We start from the raw sequence: 23,880 nt of genomic DNA on the forward strand, positions 1-23,880 counted from the left end.
AATCGTTTTTTCCAATATTATCATATTTTCCATCAAGCAAAAAAGAAAGATCACAAAAGCAATTTCCCCTTAAGAAAATATTGATTTGCCTTTTTTGATTTCTTAAGGGGAATTGCTGTTTTCGGAAGAAAACATAACAAATAAAATCTTAATAAAGTAAGAAAGCCCAAATTCTTTGTCATAATAAGGATTTTGGCTTTTTTTGTTTTCTTATGAAGATGCCCCCAAAGATCTTCCTTTTTTGTTGCAAAAATCATAAAGATCGTAAGTATAATTTAGATAAAACATTCCCTAATTTTACAGAATGTAGTAAAATCATAATGATAAAGCAAATTGATTTATAAAAGTCGCTGCAAGATGATGCAGAAGACATCTTTGTACCGTGTCTTTGCGGTGATATAATGGATTTGATCTATGAGAAGGGCGGTGTTTTATGGACAAAAAACAACTTCAGTTGACATACAAGGAATTACAAAATACTTTGACTGCACGGGATTTTTTGCAGAACGCCGGACTGCATAAAAAAGATGTGCTGGCTGTTATGGATAAAGGTGTATGGCTGGAAGCTATGGAAAAACTGATGACAGGTGAGGTGTCCTGTCGTAATGTTTTGAATCTGTGCAGTCCTGCCATGGAAAATTTTGCGGGAAGCCGACCGAAAGATGGATGGCTGCCGGCTTTGTATGGGCATATGATTCGCAAAATTTATCCCCATCGAGATGATATTCCTGCAACGGATCAATATGACAAGGCAGCGGCATTTTATTTGGAATGTCTGCGGTTCTTTTTGAATAAAGAAAAAGAACGGCTGCCATTTTCCAGAATCCGGGATTTTGATTTTGCAACGGAAGAGGAACTGGAGGGAAGCCCTTACGAAGAAGAATATCGGCGTTTCTTACAGTGTTTTTCTGACGCCTATTTATATGAATTGATGCGTATTGGCAGGGAAATTATGCCTTTTGATATGCTGGCTCATGTAGCAGGGGTGCATCATATTGCCATGCACATTGCAAGACAGCTTGCAAAGACAGGTATTCCTGTGGATTTGCCTTTGATTTCCGGTGCTGCCGCTGCCCATGACATCGGGAAATATGGATGCAGGGAAAATGAAGTCAGAAGAATTCCCTATCTGCATTATTATTATACAGACCTTTGGTGCAGAGTCCATGAACTGCCTAACATCGGACATATTGCCGCAAACCATTCCACTTGGGATTTGGAATTGGAAAATCTTACTGTGGAATCCCTGATATTGATTTATGCCGATTTCCGCGTGAAAAACAATGGCTATGATGAAAAAGGCAAAGAAATCATGGGCTTCTACAGCCTGGCATCTTCCTTTGCGGTGATTTTGAATAAGCTGGATAATGTGGACACAGCCAAAGAAAATCGTTATCGCCACGTTTATTCCCGTTTGGAAGACTTTGAAAATTATATGAAAGCCCTTGGCGTCAATGTAGATTTGACCAGCTGTGCATTGAAGCCTGTTCCGCAAAGAAATCCTGCATTGCTGAATATTGATGAAACGGTGGATGCGTTCAAAAATATTGCCATTGACCATAATATTCGCCTGATGCATAAGCTGAGCCGGGAACTGACTTTTGGTGATATTCTGGAAGCAGCCCGCAGTACACGCAATTGGAAGGATACAAGGGCATATCTGAATATTTTTGCGGAATACTTTACATATATGAATCAGCGGCAAAAGCAGATGGCAATGAACTTCCTCTATGACTTGATGTTCCACAGAGAAGGGGATATCCGCAGACAGGCGGCAGATCTGCTGGGGAATATGATTGCCCATTATGATGTAGAATATGGGAAAGAACTCCCTCAGAATGTGAATGTGATACTGGATGAAACAGATAGCTTCCAGCTGTGGAAAAGATATCTGGATCGTATCATCTTGCCGGATCACAAAGTCATTGACCGTCATAGACGCTGGCTTGGGTATTGTTTGAAACGTGTTGTCATTTCTTTGCTGGAAAACTGCAAAGAAGAACAGCGCAAGAAATATGTTGTACCACTTCTTGCTTATTATCAAGAATTGGGATGGATTGATGAAACAGCCTTTATCCTGCTGGATACTATGCCTTCCATTCCCATGGTGCTTTTGGATGATGCGGAACGGAATGTATGCTTCCGCTTTATGGAGCATTTTGCTTCTCGGGATGTTCTGGAAATTCAGGCTGCAATTTTGCTCAATCTGTGCGAAATGGCACCTGCTTTTACGGAGTCCAAAGAATTTCTTCATACAGTCAATGCAGTTCTGGATGTTGTGCCCGTGAAAGAAGAAAAAGCATTGGCATATCTTGCCTATGAAATCCGCAAAAATTGTGGTTTGCCCCAGAAGAATAAGGCTGCATATCAGGAAATTTTTGAAGATTCCGCAGTGGTATCTGATATTTTCCTGGATAACCTGAAAGCGGCAACACCTTGGAAAATCAAGATTATCAACATGCGTTTGCTCTATGATCGGATTTGCAGTGGCGTGACTATGCCAAAACTTCATGTGGCAACCCATTTGTCCAATCTGTTAAAAGTCAGTGAACAGGTTTCTGTTCGTCATGCGGCAGGGGAAACACTGGTAAAACTGGCACCTATGCTTTCTTGGGATCAGCGAAATGAAGTTGCCATTGAATTGACAAAAGGTCTGGAAATTGGTGAATTCGAGTTTTCTAAGTATATTCCTCAATATCTGGGTGAGTTTGTATTGTTCCTGCATCCAAAGGAATTGGATGAATTTATCAAAGATCTGGAACGTCTGCAAAACAGCACCAATGATCGAATTGCCAGTGTAGCGCTGGATACTTTCGGGGTAATGCTCCAGCATTACGGACAGTATCAGAGTCGCTTCCCGGAATTGGCGCAGGTTTATGAGGACAGACGCAAGAAAATCATGGGCATGATTCTGAAAGGATTTGCGAACTATCAGGAAAATGTCAAACGAGAAGCGTTTTGGGTCGTTGGTCACGAACTTTTTGCCCAGGATTATTTATCCATGCAGGAAAAGAAAAATCTTTTTGGCTTCCTCAGTAAAAAGATGCTCATGCTTGTGGAACAGGATGAAGATTCCGAATTAACGTTCTTTAACCACACTGCTGGATGGAATTTTGTATATCATTTTATCAGTGCGTATATTTTCCAAGAAAAGAAATTCACTTTCTCAGAACCCCAGAAAATTGCTTTTTTCCCCGGTACATTTGACCCCTTTACATTGGGGCACAAGGAAATTGCCCGGGAAATCAGAGATCTTGGATTTACTGTTTATCTGGCACTGGACGAATTTTCCTGGTCGAAAAAAGCCCAGCCTCATCGGGTGCGCAGACGTATTTTGGATATGTCTGTGGCAAATGAAGAAAATATTTTCCTTTTCCCTTCAGATACACCAGTGAATATTGCCAATCCGGCAGACTTGAAAAAACTGCGGGAAATGTTCCCGGGAAAAGAAGTCTATATGGTGGCAGGCAGCGACGTGGTGCAGAATGCCTCCTCTTATCGTATGGAACCGGAAGAAAATTCCATTATGACATTCCCTCATGTTATTTTCCGCAGAGAAACCAGAGAGGGCAGAGGAAACAAGACATCTTATGATATGATTCAAAACACTGTTGTGGAATTGAAACTGCCTACACACTTTGAGGACATCAGTTCTACAAGAATCCGCGAAAATATCGACCATAACAGGGATATTTCCAATTTGATTGATACCGTTGCCCAGAACTATATCTATGACCGTGGGCTGTATTTAAGAGAGCCACAGTATAAACGACTGCTTCAGACAAAAGCTGTTGAAATCAAGCATGAAACCAATGCGAAAGATATTGCGGAGATCATCCGACAGGGAAATCTGGGTAATGATGAAAGCGAAAAACTGCTTCATACTTTGCAGGAACCCGGTTGTACAGCAACCATCATATTTGACCAGGACGGCAAAGGCAGACCGGATGCCATTATGCTTTACCGTCATATTTCCACAACAGAACTGTTTGGAGAATTCCAGGATATGATGACAGCCAGCTACATTCGTCAGCAGACTTCCGGTAAGATTGTGTTGATTCTGGCTGGTTACATCAGAAGCCGGTCAAAAATTGCAGATCTGGAGCAGATTGTGCTGACAGAAACCTTGGCGGAATGTCTGCGGCAGGACTACACTTATACTGTATGTAGCCCCAAATACAGCCAGATCACAAAGAGTATGAAAGATGCTTTGGAACGTCAGGGATTTATTCCTGTTCCTTTGCCAGAAGTGCCAAGAGAAATCTACGTTGTAGATATGAAACAGCCTGTTGTGTTATATCATAATGTACAGACAGCTATCAAAGAACCTTTCAGTACAAATCCTAGAGTACTACGGGTTTTGGATGAAAGCCATAAACGATTCCAGCGTTCTTTGACCAAATTGTATCCCGGAGAATTGGTCCTTTCCTTTAATGCAGGGATTATGTATAATCGCTTGATTGAGCTGATTACTGCGGCAAATGGCATGCCCAAAGAACCACTGCCGGTACGTACATTGGGGAAAAATATGTGTGTGCCTTTCGGTAAGATTCTGAAAGGTATTGTCATTCCCAATACGGTAACAAAGGTACTTCATACAGACAAGGTATTCGATTCCCGCATTCATGGTTTCCGTATTGCAGAGTTCCCAGAATATCTGCCCCTGCGTTCTCAGGTCAGAACAATCAAATCTTTCCGCAGACCTGTGATTTTGGTAGATGACCTGCTTCATAAAGGGTATCGTATCCGTGAACTTGACCCGCTTTTTAAAGAAGAAAATGTAGAGATTGATCGTTTGATCGTTGGTATGCTTTCTGGTCGAGGAAAAGACCTGATGGAAATCCAAGGCAGAAAGGTAGAAAGTGCTTACTTCATTCCTTCTATGCGTATCTGGTTCGTGGAAACATCTATGTATCCCTTTATCGGTGGGGATGGTGTAGAAACCAATGCGGATAAAACAGGCAATTTCTTGCATGGTGTCAATCTGATCCTGCCATATGTAATGCCCGGCTTTATCAGAGGGGCATCGAAAGAAAATATCTATGACTTGTCTATGGTCTGCTTGCAAAATACAAAAGAAATTCTGACAGTTTTGGAAGAAGAATATCAGGCTTTGTATGAACGGAATCTGACTTTGGGACGACTGAGTGAAGTCATTATCTGGCCTCGCATTCCAGACAAGGGCAATTGCGTTGCTTATGATTATCATCTGCCGGCATCTGTATATCTGGAAAACGATATGGAACAGATGATCCGACTGGAACACCTTGTAAAATAAGGAGGATATTATGGAACAGAAACTCATTGGAACGACCACTGTTTTTTTCACAGATCGGTGTCGGGAGAAGAATAAAGGGATATTGAAATTGACCCATCCGGCAATGCTGGCAGAAGAAGAAACCCTTCGTTGGTTGGACAGCGTTCATCTGGATGAAGTGGCAGCAAATATGGACGCAGACCTGCGGACAGTGGCAGAAAATGCCCTGTCCAAAGGGACTGTGCTGCTGGCGAATACTGCATGGAAAACAGCTGATGAATGGGAAAAATGGCTTCAGATAGATAATAAGAAGAAAAAACGGGTACATCTGCTGGCATTGGGTGATGTTGGCAGCACTGTGCTGACTGCATTGAAACTCATGGGCGGCGATTGCATCGAAACATTGGGAATTTATGATGTGAACCCAGATGTCTGTGCTCGTTGGGAAACAGAATTAAATCAGGCTGTTTTTCCTTGGGATTATGACGCTTTGCCGACGGTTGAAATTTTGACCGAAGAACAGCTTTTTGATTGCGATATGTTTGTTTTCTGTGCCTCCAAAGGGATTCCTCCTGTAGGTTCACAGGTGCAGGATGTGCGTATGGTGCAGTATGAGGCAAACAAAGGTATTATTTCTATTTTTGCGAAAAAAGCTAGAGATGCTAAATTTGATGGCTTGTTTGCGGTTGTTTCTGATCCTGTAGATCCTCTTTGCCGTGCTGCTTTTCTTGCCAGCAATGAAGATGAGACAGGAATTTTCGATGGCAAAGGGCTTCGCCCGGAACAGGTTCAGGGCTATGGTCTTGGTGTTATGAATGCAAGAGCTGCTTACTACGCAAAACAAAATCCCAATTTTGCGGATTTCCTGACAGAAGGCAGAGCATTTGGACCTCACGGACAGGATCTTGTTATTGTAAACAGCATTGCTAACTATGACGATGAACGTTCTAAAGCTTTGACAAAACTTGCCATCGAAGCCAACCTGCGTATGAGGGAACTGGGCTTTAAGCCGTATGTGGCACCTGCCATTTCTTCTGCTGCCATTTCATTGCTGTTGACACTGCGCGGAGAATGGCATTATAGCTCCAATTTCTTAAATGGTGTTTATATGGGCAGCAAAAACAGAACGACATTGGGTGTGGAAATTGAATCTCTGCCCTTGCCATATGCCTTATTCAAAAGAATCCAAAAAGCTTATGATGGACTGGAGATGATTCGATGAAGCAAATGTTGACCATTGTATATCCGCAATGTGAAGATTCCAGAAGAACCAAACGACTGGAGAAGCTATTGGAAGAAATTTATGGTTTATATGAATGTACAGTGATTCGTCGGCTAGAGGATTTTCATTCCTTGGAGGGGAAAAGACTGCTCTTTGCCATTCCTTTAGGGATTTCTGGTATCAATCTGGAATACTTCCGCTATTTGAAGTATATGCGTCTGCATCCGGATATGCTGAAAGGATGTGTAGGTTCCATTTTGGTGGATGGAGAAAGTGAATTGTATACCAAGTCTGTGGCAAGGGAATTGATGTTTACAGCCAATGCTTGCGGATGTGCTTTCCCTGGCAGAGGCATGGTGGAAGGCACAGGTTCCTTGCAGAATTTCAATATTCAGGCAATGCAGCAGGATTTGGACAATATGGGTGCGTATCAGGCAGCAGCAAAGCGTCTGGTGGCACAGCTCATGGATTTTACACCAAATCCAAAGAAGGAAACCAATATACTGGTGCTTCACGCCAGCAATCACAAAACTTCTAACACTTCCATGCTGTGGGATATGATCAAAAAAGATCTGCATCATTGCAAAATTACGGAAATTTCCTTGAGAAATGGTACGGTGCACGATTGCTCTGGATGTCCATTTAAAATGTGCATGCATTTCAGTGAAAAATCCAGCTGCTATTATGGTGGGGTGATTGTGGAGCAGGTGTATCCTGCCATTGAGGCATGTGATGCGGTTGTGTTGCTCTGTCCAAATTATAATGATGCACTCAGTGCCAATTTGACGGCTTTCATCAACCGTTTGACAGCATTGTTCCGTAAAAATCAATTTTACGAAAAAAGTATTTTTGCACTGGTTGTATCGGGATACAGCGGCGGCAATATCGTTGCGGAACAGGTGATCAGTGCCATGAGTATGAATAAAACGTTCCGCCTGCCTCCATATTTTGCAATGCTGGAAACTGCCAATAACCCTGCTAGCATCTTGGAAGTGGAAGATATCCAGAAAAAAGCTTCTGCTTTTGCGGAAAATATGATGAAGGCTTTGGTAAAAGAATCCTGAAAATCCTTTGCCAACTGCTGTTTTATGGGAGGTTGGCTTTAAAGAAAAACTGCATTTCATCGGAATAGATTTGCATGATATGCAGGAATGATTTCAAACGGAAAACCAATGCAGTCGAATCTGAATGCTTTGGCAAAAAAATAAAAAGGAATCACATTGTTGAGAAAGATTTTATTCGTTTTGCGAAAAGACGTGGGAAATATGTGGTTTTTACTTGTCAATAGCTTTTGGCTATGATAATATGAAATCAGGCAGGTCGTCGTTCGCAGCGGCGACTTTTCTTGATAAAGCGTGAACCTTTAGAAACAACAGATATGGAGGAAGACAATGAACCGTGAAATGATTATTATTCTGGATTTTGGCGGTCAGTATAATCAGTTGATTGCCAGACGTGTCAGAGAACATCACGTTTACTGTGAAATCATGCCTTGGAATAAACCTATTGAGGAAATCAAGGCAAAAAATCCCAAAGGGATTATCTTTACAGGTGGTCCCAACAGTGTATATGATGAAAAATCTCCTCATTGCGATCCCGAAATTTTCGAACTGGGCGTACCTGTTCTGGGGATTTGCTATGGCTGCCAGCTGATGGCTTATACACTGGGTGGTAAAGTAGGCAATGCCAACGAAAAGAGCGAATATGGCAAAACAGAAGTTACTTTCGATACTGACAGCAAACTGATGAAAGGTATTGATGAAAAAGAAATCTGCTGGATGAGCCATACAGACTTTGTTACAGAAATGCCTGAAGGCTTCCGTATTATTGGTAAGACAGCAACATGCCCCGCAGCAGCTATTGAATGCCCTGAAAAAGGCTTCTATGGCGTTCAGTTCCACCCTGAAGTAAACCACACACCTAAGGGTACAAACATGATTCACAATTTCCTGTATGAAGTTTGTGGATGCAGCGGCGACTGGACAATGACAAACTATATCGAAGATCAGATTCAGAAAATCAGAGAACAGGTTGGCGACGGCAAAGCACTGTGTGCACTGTCTGGCGGCGTTGACTCCAGCGTAGTAGCTGCTCTGGTTTCTAAAGCGATCGGCAAACAGCTGACATGTGTATTTGTTGACCACGGTCTGATGCGTAAAAATGAAGGGGACGAAGTAGAAGCAGCATTCGCAAATATGTTTGATTCTCACTTTGTAAGAGCCAATGCACAGGAACGTTTCCTGAGCAAACTGAAAGGCGTTACAGACCCCGAAACAAAGAGAAAAACCATTGGTGAAGAATTCATTCGTGTGTTTGAAGATGAAGCGAAGAAGATTGGTAAAGTAGATTTTCTGGTACAGGGTACCATTTATCCTGACGTAATCGAAAGCGGTCTGGGCGATTCCGCAGTCATCAAATCTCACCATAACGTAGGCGGTTTGCCTTCCGTTGTAGATTTTGAAGAACTGATCGAACCCCTGCGTCTGCTGTTCAAAGATGAAGTACGTCAGATGGGTCTGGAACTGGGTCTGCCTGAACATCTGGTATGGCGTCAGCCTTTCCCTGGTCCCGGTCTGGGTATCCGTGTAATCGGTGAAGTAACAGAAGATAAACTGGAAATCCTGAGAGAAGCAGATGCAATCTTCCGTGAAGAAATTGCAAAAGCTGGTTTGGATAGAAGCATCAACCAGTACTTTGCTGTTATCACAGACGTTCGTTCCGTAGGCGTTATGGGTGACTTCAGAACATATGACTACACTATTGCTCTGCGCGGTGTAACAACAACCGACTTTATGACAGCTGATTGGGCAAGAATTCCTTATGATGTCTTGGATCGTATCTCTGTCAGAATTGTAAATGAAGTAAAACATGTAAATCGTATTGTGTACGATATCACTTCCAAACCACCTGCAACTATCGAGTGGGAATAATTATTAAAGTCCTGCAAGCCTTGTATTTTCAAGGCTTACAGGACTATTTTTTTGCCGAGCGTACTAAAATCGTACTATTTTTTCATTTGCATCAATTGTGAAAGTGCTTTGGCGACTTCTTCGTGTTTGTTTGGATATAAATGTGAGTATATATTGAGAGTAGTTTCAACATTTTCGTGGCCTAGCCTTTCGGAAATAAGTAAAGGTGGAAAACCTAGTTCAATCAGTAATGAGGCATGTGAGTGCCCTTACGGTATAATTACGACAAACCGGAAAAGCCCCGTAGGATCAAGGGTTTTGAGGTTTTCAGTCTGATTTTTTCATCCTTTTCCAAACCGAAAAATCATACTGAAATAAGTCGAATTGCAGGAGGTGTTTCATTAACGACAAATGAATAGCAGAAAGGAACTCAAAACCTTTTGATTCCAAACACAACAGAATATTGGATTTAAGCGAAGCCGTCACTTGTTTTAAGTGGCGGCTTTTGTTGTTTCCAGGGCTGTTATGCAGGCACATGACAACACCCAATCAGAAATGAGGTGAAGTCATTGAACCCACAAATCATCGCCGTTGCCAACCAGAAGGGCGGCGTCGGCAAAACGACTACCTGCGCCAACTTAGGCATCGGGCTGGCGCAGGCCGGAAAGAAGGTGCTGCTGGTGGATGCTGACCCGCAGGCCAGCCTCACCATCAGCCTGGGCAACCCGCAGCCGGACAAGCTGCCCTTTACCCTGTCCGATGCGATGGGCCGTATTCTCATGGACGAGCCGATCAAACCCGGCGAGGGTATCCTGCACCACCCGGAGGGCGTGGACCTCATGCCCGCTGACATCCAGCTCTCCGGCATGGAGGTATCTCTGGTGAACGCCATGAGCCGGGAGACCATTCTACGGCAGTACCTGGACACCGTAAAGGGACAGTATTCCCATATCCTCATCGACTGCCAGCCCTCCCTGGGGATGCTCACGGTCAACGCTTTGGCCGCTGCCAACAGGATCATAGTCCCCGTCCAGGCGGAGTATCTGCCCGCCAAGGGCCTGGAACAGCTGCTGTCCACCATCAACAAGGTTAAGCGGCAGCTGAACCCCAAGCTCCAGATCGACGGTATTCTGCTGACGATGGTGGACAACCGCACCAACTTTGCCAAAGAGATCGCCGCCCTGCTGCGGGAGACCTGCGGTAGCAAAATCAAGGTGTTCGGCACCGAGATACCCCACTCGGTCCGGGCCAAGGAGACCAGCGCCGAGGGCAAGAGCATCTATGCTCACGACCCCGGCGGCAAGGTGGCCGAAGCCTATCATAATTTGACGCGGGAGGTGATAAAAATTGAAAAGCAGCGCGAAAAAAGTAGAGCTGGCATCGGTCGATGACCTGTTTTCCACCGAGGAAAGCCGTGCCGACGCCCAGCGGGAGAAGGTTCTGGAAATTCCCTTGTCGGAGCTGCACCCTTTCAAGGACCACCCCTTCAAGGTCAAGGATGACGAGGCCATGATGGAGACCGCAGACAGCATCCGGCAGTACGGCGTGCTGGTCCCGGCCATCGCCCGCCCGGACCCCAACGGCGGCTATGAGCTGGTGGCCGGACACCGGCGGCACCGGGCCAGCGAGCTGGCGGGCAAGGACACCATGCCGGTCATTGTCCGGGACCTAGACGACGACCAGGCCACCATTATTATGGTTGACAGCAATTTGCAGCGAGAAAGCCTGCTCCCCAGTGAGCGGGCTTTTGCTTATAAGATGAAGCTGGAGGCTGTAAAACATCAAGGCGCACGGACAGATTTAACTTCCCGACAACTCGTCGGGAAGTTGGAAATGGCCGATGTAGTTGGTGAAAAAGCTGGTGACAGCGGCAGACAGGTTCAGCGTTACATCCGTCTCACCGAACTCATCCCCGAACTGCTGGACATGGTGGACGAGAAGAAAATTGCCTTCAACCCGGCCTATGAGCTGTCTTTCCTCAAAAAAGAGGAACAGGTGGACCTGCTGGACGCTATGGACAGCGAGCAGGCCACCCCCTCCCTCTCCCAAGCCCAGCGGCTGAAAAAGTACAGTCAGGAGGGCCACCTGACCCTCGACATGATGCGGGTCATCATGGGCGAGGAAAAGAAAAGTGACCTGGACAAGATCACCTTCACCAGCGACACCCTGCGCAAATATTTTCCCCGGAGCTACACGCCCCAGCGGATGCAGGAGACCATCATCAAGCTGCTGGAACAGTGGCAGCGCAAGCGCCAGCAACAGCACGACCGCTGAGAAAGGAGAGCCTATGAGGGATATTTCAGCCCGTGAGCTGAAAGGACATAACATTTTGGCTGTGGAGCGATTTCAGGACAGCACCCGATGGATGATTGAATTTGCGGTCCGCAAGCCCCGTACCCCCTACGGCAGCCCCGGCGATGAGGTTCGCCTGTTTCTCACCGAGGACGGCTACCGGCAGGCCCTGGACGCCCAGCGCAGCCAGCAAATCAAAATCAAGCGGTATGCCCACGTTGTAGAGGGCCATATCCTCGATTTCAAACCGAGAAAGAAACGCCGTCACCCGTAAACCTGCCATCTACCAAGAAAGGAATGAATTATGTGTACCGTTAGAGAGATTCAAGAGGCCATCCGTGAACACTGCCAATCCCAACTTGACATGGAAAGCACCGAGATCGACCGGGTGATGCAGCGGCTACCCTTTGGCACCGTGCAGGACATCTTTACCCGGCCCCTTGTGCCGAAGCCGCCTTATTCTTCGCACAGCCGGAAATACCGCGCCTGACCGCCGCAGTCTTTTGAAGATTGCGGCTTTTTTCATGCCATGAATGCCGAGAGGAGTGATGAAATGGCCGTTTTTCGTATTGAACGGACCCGTGATTATACCGTTATGAGTAACCATCACCTGCGCGACAAGGCGTTGTCGCTGAAATCCAAGGGGCTTTTGTCCATGATGCTGTCCTTGCCGGAGGACTGGAACTACACCACCAGAGGACTTGCGAAAATCTGCAAGGAGGGCGTGGACGCCATCGGCGGGGCGCTGCGGGAGCTGGAAAGCGCCGGGTACATCGTCCGCCACCAGATGCGGGACCGGCAGGGCCGCATCAGCGACACCGAGTATGTTATCTACGAGCAGCCCCAGCCCAAAGCGCCGGATACGCCCCAGCCGGATACGGCTTCACCAGATACGGAAAACCCGTATCTGGCTGACCCGGATACGGAAAAGCCCGCAGAATTAAATATAGAGAAATCAAAGACCCAAAAATCAAATACTCAGGGATCAAGTACCGATTCCATTCCCTTCCGGGGATTTGCGGCGGCCAGGCCGCCGGAACGGAAAGGACGGGATGCGATGTCGGTGGAAGAAATGGAGAGTTATCGGGATTTGGTGTTGGAGAACATTGAGTACGACCACCTGTGCCGGGAGTTTACCACCTACCGCGAGGATTTGGACGAGATCGTGGAGCTGATCGTGGAAACGGTCTGCGCCAGACGCAAGACCACCCGCATTGCCGGGGCGGACTTCCCCCATGAGGTGGTGCGGTCCCGGTTCTTGAAGCTGGACAGCTCCCACATCGAGTTCGTCATGGAGTGCCTGCACAACAACACCACCGAAATCCGCAACATGAAGCAGTACCTGCTGACCGTGCTGTTCAACGCGCCCACCACCATGAACAATCACTACACGGCCCAGGTCAACCACGATATGCACGCAGGCGGCTGGTAATGGCCGCCTTTTCTGCTGCACCGCCCAAGGAGGCACGATATGAACCAGATGGAAATTTTCAAAAACCCGGAGTTTGGAAGCATCCGTACTTTTGAGCAGGACGGCAAGGTGCTGTTCTGCGGAACGGATGTAGCAACTGCTTTGGGATATGCCAATCCCCGTAAGGCCGTCCGCGACCACACCCGCTGTGGAACGAAATGTTCCATAGGGGTCCAGACCGGCAAGAAGGCAGATGGCTCACCCGCCGTACAGATGGTGGAGATGCTCTTTATCCCCGAAGGCGACGTTTACCGGCTCATCGTCCACAGCAAGCTGCCCTCGGCGGAGCGATTTGAACGCTGGGTGTTCGATGAAGTCCTGCCCAGCATCCGCCAGCACGGGGCCTACCTCACCAGGGAGAAGCTGTGGGAGGTCGCCACCTCGCCGGAAGCCCTGTTGAAGCTCTGCTCCGACCTGCTGGCGGAGCGCGAGAAGAACGCGGCGCTGCAAGCGGACAACGCCCGGCTGCAAGGCAAAGCCGTCTACTACGACCTGTTCATCGACCTGCGGCACAGCACCAACCTGCGCACCACCGCCAAGGAACTGGACGTGCCGGAGCGGCGCTTTATCCGCTTTCTGCTGGAACGCCGGTATGTCTACCGCACCCCCTCCGGCTACGTGCTGCCCTACGCCAAAGGCAGTAACGAGGGGCTGTTCTGTGTGAAGGATTTTTGCCGCAACGGCCACACTGGCTCCTACACGCTGGTGACGCCCAAGGGCAAGCTGCACTTTGCGGAACTGCGCCAGTTGATTTTGGTGACGGTATGACGGGCCGCCACCTGTTACGACGGCTGGTGGTCCCGCCTTAGTACCCAAGACCGCTTTCTGCATAACCGACGAAGGGAGGCGAGAAAAATGCAGGAGGAAGTGGAAAACAGAACCTTGACGCTGGTTGTCAGCGGCACCAAGTTCACCGGGCGGCTGTTCAAGGCCGCCATATCCAAGTACATGGCCCACCGCAGGGAGAAAAAGCTGGAAAAGCAGCGCAGCCGGGATTCCCCCGTTACCCCCAAGGGCAAGCAGACGGTAAAGCAGCTCATCGGGCAGAACCAGGGCGTCTCCAACATCGAGATCAACGACCCGTCCATTCGGGATTTTGAGCGCATCGCCCGCAAGTACGGCGTGGACTATGCGGTGAAAAAGGACCGCAGCACCTCGCCGCCCAAGTACCTGATCTTCTTCAAGGCCCGCGATGCCGACGCCCTGACGGCGGCATTCTCGGAGTACACCCAGAGGAAGGTCAAGAAGCCCGACCGCAGCGAGCGCCCGTCGGTGCTGGAGAAGCTCAGCCACTTCAAGGAGCTTATTAAAAATGCGGTGGTGGACAGGACAAAGCGGAAGGAGCTGGAACGATGAAGCAGCTGAATGTAAAAAAACTGGTGCTGCTGAACCTGCCCTATTTTCTGCTGGGCCTGTTTGCCACCAACTTGGGCGAAGCCTGGCGGCTGGCTGTTGGGGCGGATGCCTCGGCCAAAATGCTCTCGTTCTTTTCCACCCTGCCGGTGGCCCTGGGAAGCTGGTGGCCCAGCCTGCACCCGCTGGACCTGGCTGTTGGCCTGTGCTGCGGCGCTGGCCTGCGTCTGGCGGTGTATCTGCACGGTAAGAACGCCAAGAAGTACCGCCACAATGTGGAGTATGGTTCGGCCCGTTGGGGCACCCATGACGATATTGCCCCCTACATCGACCCGGTGTTCCAGAATAATGTCATTCTGACCCAGACCGAACGGCTCACCATGTCCAGCCGCCCCAAGAACCCCAAGTATGCCCGCAACAAAAACGTGCTGGTCATCGGCGGTTCCGGCTCCGGCAAGACCCGCTTCTGGCTCAAGCCCAATCTGATGCAGATGCACAGTTCCTATGTGGTCACCGACCCAAAGGGCACCATCCTGGTGGAGTGCGGCAAAATGCTTCAGCGGGGCGCGCCCAAGCTGGGCAAGGACGGCAAGCCGGTGAAGGACAAAAACGGCAAAGTCATCTATGAGCCGTACCAGATCAAGGTGCTGAACACCATCAACTTCAAGAAGTCCATGCACTATAACCCTTTCAGCTACATTCACAGCGAAAAGGATATTTTGAAGCTGGTGACAACGCTCATCGCCAATACCAAGGGCGAGGGCAAGGCCGGGGACGATTTCTGGGTCAAGGCGGAGACGCTGCTGTACTGCGCGCTGATCGGCTACATCCACTACGAAGCCCCGGTGGAGGAACAGAATTTCTCCACCCTCATTGAGATGATCAACAGCATGGAGGTCCGGGAGGACGATGAGGAGTTCAAAAATGCCGTTGACCTGATGTTTGATGAGCTGAAAGAGCGGGAACCCAACCACTTTGCGGTGCGCCAATATGCCAAATATAAATTGGCCGCAGGCAAAACTGCGAAGTCGATTTTGGTGAGCTGCGGCGCACGGCTGGCGGTGTTCGACATTGCCGAGCTGCGGGAGGTCACAGCCTATGACGAGCTGGAGCTGGACACCCTGGGAGACCGACGAACCGCATTGTTCCTGATTATGAGCGACACCGATGACAGTTTTAACTTCCTCATCTCCATGTGCTACACCCAGCTGTTCAACCTGCTCTGTGAAAAGGCCGACGATGTGTACGGCGGGCGGCTGCCGGTTCATGTGCGCTGCCTCATTGATGAGTGCGCCAACATTGGCCAGATCCCCAAGCTGGAGAAGTTGGTCGCCACCATCCGCAGTCGAGAAATCTCTGCCTGTCTGGTGTTGCAGGCGCAGAGCCAGCTCAAGGCCATCTACAAGGACAACGCTGATACCATCATCGGCAACATGGATACCTCCATCTTCCTGGGCGGCAAAGAGCCGACCACGTTGAAGGAGCTGGAAGCCGTGCTTGGGAAAGAGACCATCGACACCTACAACACCGGAGAGAGCCGGGGGCGGGAGACTTCCCACTCGCTCAACTATCAAAAATTGGGGAAGGCGCTGATGAGCCAAGACGAGCTGGCCGTCATGGACGGCAGCAAGTGCATTTTGCAGCTGCGCGGTGTGCGGCCGTTCCTCTCGGACAAGTACGACATCACCCAGCACCCCAACTACAAGTACACCGCCGACGCCGACCCGAAGAACGCCTTTGATATTGAAGGCTATCTCAAGGCCCGGCTGAAGCTCAAACCCAACCAGGTCTGCGACGTGTATGAGATCGACGCCGCAGCCAACGATTGATGCTCCGCTGTGAAAGGAGGGGTCCTATCTATCCGCCACAACCGCCCCGCTGGGGCCATCGGCGTACAAAGCGGACGATCTCTATCAAAATAATGAAAAAGGAGGAAGGCCGGAATCAGCCAGCCCGGAAATCGGGCGGCGATTGTCCGGCTTTTGTATGCCTATGAACCATGACTAAATCAAACTTTTCAAACTGATTCCGGCCAACTTTATTTATGGAATTTTTCAATCAGGCAATCACCGTTCTCCAGACCCTCGTTATCGCTCTCGGTGCCGGTCTCGGCGTGTGGGGCGTCATCAATTTGCTGGAAGGTTATGGCAACGACAACCCCGGAGCCAATGCTCATGTGTCATAAAGAAACACACAAGAGATTGATAGACAGCAGCCTACTATTCCGTAAATTTTGTTTCAGGACTTTCTTTTTCAATGCCGATATGCTATAATATTTCTATTCCAAGTAAGGAGTTAAAAATATGCGGCAAGGTATTCTTAATTAACTATAATCAAATAGTGGGAACAAAGAATTGTAACCGTCCCTTGCAAGGGGCTTAGTTTTTTGTACCCTTTTTAAGAATACTTTTGCCTTATATATTTGACATATCAAAAGAGCGACCGCTGCTTGCAGTGCGTTGTATGTATGTGTATGTCTATTCGCTATATCCCCAGCGGTAAAAGTATTTTGCTGCTGGGGATTTTTATGCCCTTTGGGGGCTGAATGGAGGACAAACACATGAAAATAATCAATATCGGCATTCTTGCTCATGTAGACGCAGGAAAAACGACTTTGACAGAAAGCCTGCTCTATACCAGCGGAGCCGTTCCGGAATTAGGGAGTGTAGATAAGGGAACAACGCGGACAGACACCATGCTGTTGGAACGCCAGCGTGGGATTACCATTCAAACGGCCGTCACTTCTTTCGGCTGGAAGAATTATAAGATCAATATTGTCGATACCCCCGGCCATATGGACTTTTTGGCGGAAGTATATCGCTCACTTGCTGTTCTTGACGGAGCAATTTTAGTAGTTTCCGCAAAGGACGGCGTGCAGGCACAAACACGGGTACTGTTCCATGCGCTCCAGAAAATGAAAATCCCAACGATTATTTTTGTAAATAAGATAGACCAGGAGGGCATTGACTTACAGAGCGTTTATCAAAATATCAGAGAAAAACTTTCTGATGATGTCATGGTTATGCAAGATGTTTCGCTCACTCCGGAAGTGTCTCTGACAGACATTGAGGATATAGAAAAATGGGATTCTATTATTGCTGGAAATGATGAACTTTTGGAAAAATATATTGCGGGGGAACCTTTGAAAATACAAGATTTACAGAGGGAGAAATGCAGAAGAATGCAAAACGGTTCCCTGTTTCCTATTTATCATGGGAGTGCAAAGAACAATATCGGAACTGAAAAGCTGATTGAAGTGATTGCAGAAACATTTACTTCTGGTGCGGACAACGATCAATCCGAGCTATGCGGAAGCGTTTTTAAAATCGAGTACACAGACCAGAAAAAGCGGCTCGTTTATTTGCGGTTATACAGCGGGACACTTCATTTACGGGATACGATTCTCCTGCCCCAAAATCAAAAACTAAAAATCACAGAAATGAGGATTCCGTCAAACGGAGAGATTATACCGGCGGACACAGCCTGTTGCGGAGAAATTGTTATTTTGACCAATGACACTCTGAAGCTGAATGATACTCTCGGAAATGTAGAACTTTTGCCGCGCAAGGCATGGGAAAAAAATCCGATTCCTTTGCTTCGGACGACGGTGGAGCCGCAAAATCAGGAACAAAGAGACCTCCTGCTGAATGCCCTGACGGAAATTGCAGATACAGATCCGCTGTTGCATTACTATGTGGATACGATAACGCATGAAATCATCATTTCTTTTTTAGGAAAAGTCCAGTTAGAGGTTGTATGCTCTCTGTTAGTAGAGCGATACCATGTGAACATAAATGTGAAAGAACCTACGGTCATTTATCTGGAAAGGCCATTAAAAACAGCCAGTTACACGATTCATATTGAAGTGCCGCCGAATCCGTTTTGGGCATCCATTGGCTTAACTGTAACGCCACTTCCTGCCGGAAGTGGAACCCGGTTTAAAAGCAAAGTATCTCTCGGCTATTTAAACCAAAGTTTTCAAAATGCCGTTATGGAAGGGGTGCGTTATGGAATGGAGCAAGGCTTATACGGTTGGGAAGTGACAGATTGTGAAATTTGTTTTGACTATGGAGTTTATTACAGTCCAGTTAGTACCCCCGCAGATTTTCGTTCCCTTGCTCCTATCGTGTTAGAACAGGCATTGAAAAGAGCAGGAACACAATTATTGGAACCATACCTTTCCTTTACCCTTTTTGCACCGCAGGAATATATTTCACGGGCTTATAATGACGCACCGAAGTATTGTGCAGTGATTGAATCAACCTTGCTTAAAAATGATGAAGTTATTTTTACGGGAGAAATCCCCGCCCGCTGCATCGGCGAATATAGGAATGATTTAAATTTTTATACAAATGGGAGAAGCGTCTGCCTTACCGAATTAAAAGGGTACCAAGAAATTTCCGGGGAGCCTGTATTGCAGCCACGCCGTCCTAACAGCCGTTTAGATAAGGTTCGGCATATGTTTCAGAAAATAACGTAATATTTTGTGCGTTATCACGGATAAAAATCTTTGAATATAAGGAGAGTCTATGTTAGTTTTGTTTTCAAGTCGGTTTTGTGTAAACTTATATTGAGCAAACGGCCTTTATTTATAACCCGACTAATTTTGTATGCTAATGTCGAGCATATCTTTCTAAATTGTGATATTCTTATTCGGAAGGAGGGGCAATGTGTTAAAGAAATTGAATGACGCGATGGACTATATTGAAGCGCACCTGGAGGACGAGTTTTTACTTGAGAAGATTTCTGAGCATATAAATGTTTCAGATTATCATTTTAGAAAAATATTTTTTGCGCTTACCAATATGACGCTGAATGAGTATGTAAAAAACAGACGACTTTCAGAAGCTAACAAAGAATTGTTGCAGGGGGCGCAGGTAACAGATGTCGCTTATCAATATGGGTATCAATCCGTAGACGGATTTACACGTGCCTTTAAAAAATGGAGCGGTATCTTACCGTCACAAGTCGCAAAGTTGAAACAATGTAAATCATGCCAAAAGTTACAATTTGTTGTAACTATGAAGGGAGGAACTTTAATGGAATATAAAATTGTTGAAAAACCTGCTTTTACGTTTGCAGGTGTAAGTAAACGAGTGCCGTTACAATATGAGGGAGTAAACAACGCTATTTTGGAACTGGCACAAAGCATAACACAGGAACAGAAAGAAGAAATGCACCGGTTGCAAAACATTGAGCCATATGAAACTGTAAATGTTTCCTATGAATCAGATACGAACTTTCTTGAAGAAGCTGGTGAATTAACGCATTTAATTGGAGTTTTAACAACTAAAAATGACATTAGCAGTAATCTGGACACATTTCCTGTTAAAGCTCATACGTGGGCAGTTTTTCCAAATGAAGGAATCTTCCCGTTTACTTTGCAGGATACAATGGCAAGAATCTACTCCGAATGGTTTATGACGGCAGATTATGAACTGGCAGAGCCGTTTTCTTTCTCTTTTACAAAAATGGACGACAAAAAGCCCAACTACGCATACAGTGAAATTTGGATTCCAGTAACAAAAAAAGAATAAGCAATTACACTCAAATAGGAAAGCCAGCCGAGCCAGCGGGCAGTCAAGATAAACGGCGCATATGCGCCGCTGTTGACAGCCCCGCCCGCCTTTGCTGGTAGGCAATCAAGGGGCGACAGCAAGGGGTGCTGCCGCCCTCTGATATTATAAATGAAACCCGTCAACCATACAACGCCCTATGTGGGAGAAAGGGGGAATCATCTATGCCTTGCACAGAAGCATACAAAGAACACATCATGTACACGTTCAATGGCTTTGCAAGACCGTCATACACTATGCGGCTATCAACGCATGGCGTGACAGGAGCAGACGGCGGCAAAAAGAAATATCCCTTGAATACCTCACAGAAGAAAAGTTTTACCCTTTAGGCACAACAGACGAATATTTTGAAGCACCCCATGAAGAACACCCTATAACGATATGCGGTCAGGCAGTTATCCTCACCAATGGAAAACTTGCCGCCGTCCTGTTATCCCTGCCACAGAAAAACCGGGAAATCATTTTCCCTTATTTTTTCAAAAATGGGCTTACAATGGGTGAAAAATTCGAAAACCAAAGTATGATGAGGCAGGTATTGAAATGAAAGTTGTTTCTATATTAAATAAAAATAATGATTACCAGAGATTTGAAGTATTGAAGCATAATCGAAATAAAAGATATAAATATAATCAATTTATTGTTGAAGGCGTAAGAAGTTTAAATGAAGCGGTTAAAAATAACTGGAAGATTATTTCTTTTATTTATGACAAGAATAATCTGTCAGGCTGGGCAAAACATATGATAGAAACAGTAAAAACAGAAGTCAATTATACTCTTACGGCACAGTTGCTAAAGGAATTAAGTGGAAAAGAAGAAACTTCTGAATTATTGGCTATTATTGAAATGAGGGAAGACAGGTTAGAAAATGTTGCGTTATCTTCCAATCCATTTATTGTGTTATTTGACAGGCCCTCTAATAAAGGAAATTTAGGTACGATGATACGTTCATGTGATGCGTTGGGAGTAGATATGTTGATAATTACTGGACATGCGGTTGATTTGTATGAGCCTGATGTAATTGTTTCGGCGATGGGTTCTTTTTTCAATCTTCCGGTGATTCGAATCATTCACAATGAGGATTTATATAAATTCGTTGAAAGCCTTAGAATAAAATACCCTGGCTTTAAGATCATAGGCACAACAGCCCACCACGAAAAGCCTATCTATCATGAGGACTTGAAAACCCCGGTTATGTTAATGATGGGAAATGAAACCATGGGATTAAATAAGGCATTTAAGGAATATTGTGATGTTTTATGTACGATTCCTATGGCTGAAGATTCCTATGCCAGTTCTTTCAATGTCAGTTGTGCTGCATCTATAATGATGTATGAAATAGTAAGACAACGAATGAATTAGACAGCATAACCCTTTTGAGAGTGAGCCAGAGAAAAGGGAGGAGCAGGCGTTCTACCTCAAAAGTCTGCAAATAAAAAAAGAATAAGCAATTACACTCAAATGGCAAAGCCAGCCGAGCCAGTCAACAGTCAAGATGAACGGCGCATATGCGCCGCCGTTGACAGCCCCGCCCGCCTTTGCAGATAGGCAATCAAGGGGCGACAGCAAGGAGTGCTGCCGCCCCGCACTATTATTCAGAGAGGGGGAATTTCCATGACCGAAGATGAAGCCTACAAAGTGCATATCCAGTACACATTCAATGCCTTTTGCAAGATTGTCATTCGTCACGCAGCCATAGATATAATCTTAAAGCTGCGCCGGAGGTGGGAACGGGAAGTTTCTCTTGACTATCTGATGAATGAGAAGTTTGTCCAGCTTGCCGAACCGGAGCAGCTTGAAGAATATCTTTTTACCGCCTGCGGCCAGACCGCCGTTCTGTACCATGCGGAACTTGCCGCCGCCCTTGCCCTCTTGCCGGAGCAGACACAGGAAGAGATTTTCCGTTACTATTTCCTGCGCCAGCCGCAGCGAGTGATCGGCGTACATATTGGCCGGACACGCAGCACAGCGGGGCGGCATATCCAGCTTGCCTTGCAGCGGCTACGGCGGCTCATGGAGGGAAAAGACCATGAGTAAACTTCTCCCCTATGAAACAATCGTCAAAGCCCATGAGGGCGACCCGGACGCAATCGACACCGTCCTTTCCCACTATGCCGGATATATCCGCTACTTTTCCAAAGTACACGGTCAGGTTAACGCCGAGGTTGAGGAATATGTGAAGCAGCAGCTAATCTCCGCACTATTCAAGTTTCGCTTTGACCGATAAGCCCCAAAACTGAATACCAGCCGCCCACCAGCGGCCAGTGAAAGCAGTAAGTCTGAAAAAGATTTGCTGCTTTTTTTGTTGTCCATTTGGCAAAATCGCAAAGTCACCCGTAGTAGGTAGGTGAAGCCAGAAAAAGCTGCCTGCTCCGTTTGGCAAATTTCAAAACGCAGTGTTGTAGGGAGTGAAAGGAAAAATTCTCTGCCCCGTAGGTTGCCAAAATCCTGTTTCCCGGATTACTAAGGCAAAAGAAAATTTGAAAAATCCCCGGACAGCGGGTAGCTGGCGGCCTTTTGAATGTATCTTTGGCGAAAGAAAAAAAAGACCGCGCACAGCGGGCTGAAAGCCCCGCCCCGTTCGCTCTATGTACGGAAAAGCCCGGACAGGGGCAGTCTGCGGCTTACTAAGAGCAAGTTTCTACCACGGTGCCAAAATCCGCAATTCTGCGGTTTTGCCCCTCGCGGGAAACTTGTTGGGGAGTGCCTTCCCCAAACCCTGCTATACGCCCTTACGGGCGAAAAAGCTGAAAACAGTTTTTGTTATTTTCCAAAAAGTTGCCCAATGGGAGGTATAGAGGGATTTTTCTGCCGAAATGCAAAAAAAAGTTTTTGTAATTTCCCGAAAAGTTAAGCAATGGGAGGAGTGAGAGGAAATTTTCTCCGCCCAAAATCCGAAAAAAGTCAGCAATAAGAATAGTGAGAGGAGGTTTTCAGCCTATGCGAAAGAAATACAACACGCCCCACCGCAGCCGCGTTGTGAAAACCCGGCTGTCCGAAGATGAATACGCCGACTTCACAGCGCGGCTTGCGCCCTATGGTATCAGCCAGTCGGAATTTCTCCGGCAGGCGATACGGCGCACGACCATACGCCCCGTTGTCCATGTATCGGCGGTCAATGATGAACTGCTCTCCGCTGTCGGGAAGCTGGCCGCCGAGTACGGCAGGATCGGCGGCAACCTCAATCAGATTGCCCGGTATCTGAACGAGTACGGCTCACCCTACAATGCGCTGTCCGGCGAGGTACGCGCCGCCATAGCCGACCTTGCCGCCCTCAAGTATGAAGTCCTCAAGAAAGTAGGTGACGCAGTTGGCAACACTCAAGCATATCAACTCTAAAAACGCCGACTACGGAGCCGCCGAACAATACCTGCTCTTTGAGCATGACGAGTTTACCATGAAGCCCGTCCTTGATGAAACCGGCAGGCTTATCCCCCGCGAGGACTACCGGCTGTCAACGCTGAACTGCGGCGGGGAGGATTTTGCCGTTGCCTGTATGCGGGCAAATCTCCGCTATGGGAAGAACCAGCGGCGGGAAGATGTGAAAAGCCACCACTATATCATCAGCTTTGACCCACGGGACGGCCCGGACAACGGCTTGACCGTAGACCGGGCGCAGGAGTTGGGCGAGAAGTTTTGCGCCGAGCATTTCCCCGGCCACCAAGCCCTTGTATGCACCCACCCGGACGGGCATAACCACAGCGGAAATATCCATGTGCATATCGTCATTAACAGCCTGCGGATTGAGGAAGTGCCGTTCCTGCCCTACATGGACAGGCCAGCCGACACGAAAGCCGGTTGCA

The 23,880-nt window shown here is 47.2% G+C and carries 19 protein-coding genes and 2 pseudogenes; 20 read left to right on the forward strand and 1 reads right to left on the reverse strand.

Annotation, left to right across the window (positions count from 1 at the left end):
• Nucleotides 1–433 precede the first annotated feature (433 nt).
• The 4 genes from BUB35_RS09320 to guaA all read left to right on the forward strand — a co-directional run bounded on the left by BUB35_RS09320 (nucleotide 434) and on the right by guaA (nucleotide 9,409).
• Nucleotides 434–5,278, forward strand: coding sequence for an adenylyltransferase/cytidyltransferase family protein (locus tag BUB35_RS09320; protein ID WP_072851138.1), 4,845 nt, complete (start codon nucleotides 434–436; stop codon nucleotides 5,276–5,278).
• A 10-nt stretch (nucleotides 5,279–5,288) separates the two neighbouring features.
• On the forward strand, nucleotides 5,289–6,479 hold the full coding sequence (locus BUB35_RS09325; RefSeq protein WP_072851140.1) for a Rossmann-fold NAD(P)-binding domain-containing protein: 1,191 nt from the start codon (nucleotides 5,289–5,291) through the stop codon (nucleotides 6,477–6,479).
• Nucleotides 6,476–7,543, forward strand: coding sequence for a flavodoxin family protein (locus BUB35_RS09330; RefSeq protein WP_072851142.1), 1,068 nt, complete (start codon nucleotides 6,476–6,478; stop codon nucleotides 7,541–7,543). Before BUB35_RS09325 ends, BUB35_RS09330 begins: the two co-directional genes overlap by 4 nt.
• 327 nt (nucleotides 7,544–7,870) lie before the next feature.
• Complete coding sequence (gene guaA, locus BUB35_RS09335; protein WP_072851144.1) at nucleotides 7,871–9,409, forward strand: glutamine-hydrolyzing GMP synthase; 1,539 nt, start codon at nucleotides 7,871–7,873, stop codon at nucleotides 9,407–9,409.
• A gap of 74 nt (nucleotides 9,410–9,483) precedes the next feature.
• Here the strand turns inward: guaA and BUB35_RS19630 are convergent.
• Nucleotides 9,484–9,654: pseudogene (locus BUB35_RS19630) on the reverse strand (tyrosine-type recombinase/integrase); the annotation flags it as partial.
• Between the two features lie 303 nt (nucleotides 9,655–9,957).
• Between BUB35_RS19630 and BUB35_RS09345 the strand changes: the two are divergent.
• From BUB35_RS09345 to BUB35_RS09435, 16 genes and pseudogenes are all read left to right on the forward strand, one after another.
• Complete coding sequence (locus tag BUB35_RS09345) at nucleotides 9,958–10,779, forward strand: ParA family protein (protein WP_072851146.1); 822 nt, start codon at nucleotides 9,958–9,960, stop codon at nucleotides 10,777–10,779.
• A complete protein-coding gene (locus BUB35_RS09350) occupies nucleotides 10,736–11,662 on the forward strand; it encodes a ParB/RepB/Spo0J family partition protein (RefSeq protein ID WP_072851148.1) in 927 nt (308 codons plus the stop codon). Before BUB35_RS09345 ends, BUB35_RS09350 begins: the two co-directional genes overlap by 44 nt.
• Nucleotides 11,663–11,675: 13 nt before the next feature.
• A complete protein-coding gene (locus BUB35_RS09355; protein WP_007045952.1) occupies nucleotides 11,676–11,954 on the forward strand; it encodes a DUF5720 family protein in 279 nt (92 codons plus the stop codon).
• Nucleotides 11,955–12,233: 279 nt separating this feature from the next.
• Entirely contained in the window at nucleotides 12,234–13,112 is an 879-nt protein-coding gene (locus tag BUB35_RS09365) for a DUF6017 domain-containing protein (protein WP_072851151.1), read from the forward strand.
• 39 nt (nucleotides 13,113–13,151) lie between these two features.
• Nucleotides 13,152–13,919, forward strand: coding sequence for a BRO family protein (locus tag BUB35_RS09370; protein ID WP_072851153.1), 768 nt, complete (start codon nucleotides 13,152–13,154; stop codon nucleotides 13,917–13,919).
• Nucleotides 13,920–14,006: 87 nt separating this feature from the next.
• Nucleotides 14,007–14,507, forward strand: a complete 501-nt coding sequence (locus BUB35_RS09375) for a PcfB family protein (RefSeq protein ID WP_072851155.1) — start codon at nucleotides 14,007–14,009, stop codon at nucleotides 14,505–14,507.
• A complete protein-coding gene (locus BUB35_RS09380) occupies nucleotides 14,504–16,333 on the forward strand; it encodes a VirD4-like conjugal transfer protein, CD1115 family (protein WP_072851157.1) in 1,830 nt (609 codons plus the stop codon). The genes BUB35_RS09375 and BUB35_RS09380 overlap by 4 nt, the downstream gene beginning before the upstream one ends.
• Nucleotides 16,334–16,548: 215 nt before the next feature.
• A complete protein-coding gene (locus tag BUB35_RS09385) occupies nucleotides 16,549–16,689 on the forward strand; it encodes a Maff2 family mobile element protein (protein ID WP_072851159.1) in 141 nt (46 codons plus the stop codon).
• Nucleotides 16,690–17,064: 375 nt separating this feature from the next.
• Entirely contained in the window at nucleotides 17,065–18,984 is a 1,920-nt protein-coding gene (gene tet, locus BUB35_RS09390; RefSeq protein WP_070087585.1) for a TetM/TetW/TetO/TetS family tetracycline resistance ribosomal protection protein, read from the forward strand.
• A 190-nt stretch (nucleotides 18,985–19,174) separates the two neighbouring features.
• Entirely contained in the window at nucleotides 19,175–20,041 is an 867-nt protein-coding gene (locus BUB35_RS09395; protein WP_070087584.1) for an AraC family transcriptional regulator, read from the forward strand.
• A gap of 203 nt (nucleotides 20,042–20,244) precedes the next feature.
• A pseudogene (locus BUB35_RS09405) lies at nucleotides 20,245–20,558 on the forward strand (sigma-70 family RNA polymerase sigma factor); the annotation flags it as partial.
• Nucleotides 20,559–20,620: 62 nt separating this feature from the next.
• Entirely contained in the window at nucleotides 20,621–21,439 is an 819-nt protein-coding gene (locus BUB35_RS09410) for a TrmH family RNA methyltransferase (RefSeq protein ID WP_070087583.1), read from the forward strand.
• 252 nt (nucleotides 21,440–21,691) lie between these two features.
• The gene (locus tag BUB35_RS09415) at nucleotides 21,692–22,114 is read left to right on the forward strand and encodes an RNA polymerase sigma factor (RefSeq protein WP_070087582.1); all 423 of its coding nucleotides are present in this window, start codon (nucleotides 21,692–21,694) and stop codon (nucleotides 22,112–22,114) included.
• A complete protein-coding gene (locus BUB35_RS09420) occupies nucleotides 22,107–22,304 on the forward strand; it encodes a helix-turn-helix domain-containing protein (RefSeq protein WP_070087581.1) in 198 nt (65 codons plus the stop codon). Before BUB35_RS09415 ends, BUB35_RS09420 begins: the two co-directional genes overlap by 8 nt.
• Nucleotides 22,305–23,017: 713 nt before the next feature.
• A complete protein-coding gene (locus BUB35_RS09430) occupies nucleotides 23,018–23,416 on the forward strand; it encodes a plasmid mobilization protein (protein ID WP_070087580.1) in 399 nt (132 codons plus the stop codon).
• On the forward strand, nucleotides 23,388–23,880 hold a 493-nt coding region (locus tag BUB35_RS09435; RefSeq protein ID WP_159432882.1), incomplete at its 3' end, for a relaxase/mobilization nuclease domain-containing protein. The genes BUB35_RS09430 and BUB35_RS09435, both read left to right, overlap by 29 nt.

The sequence above is a fragment of the Anaerotignum lactatifermentans DSM 14214 genome (genome assembly GCF_900142265.1).
Lineage (GTDB): Bacteria > Bacillota > Clostridia > Lachnospirales > Anaerotignaceae > Anaerotignum > Anaerotignum lactatifermentans.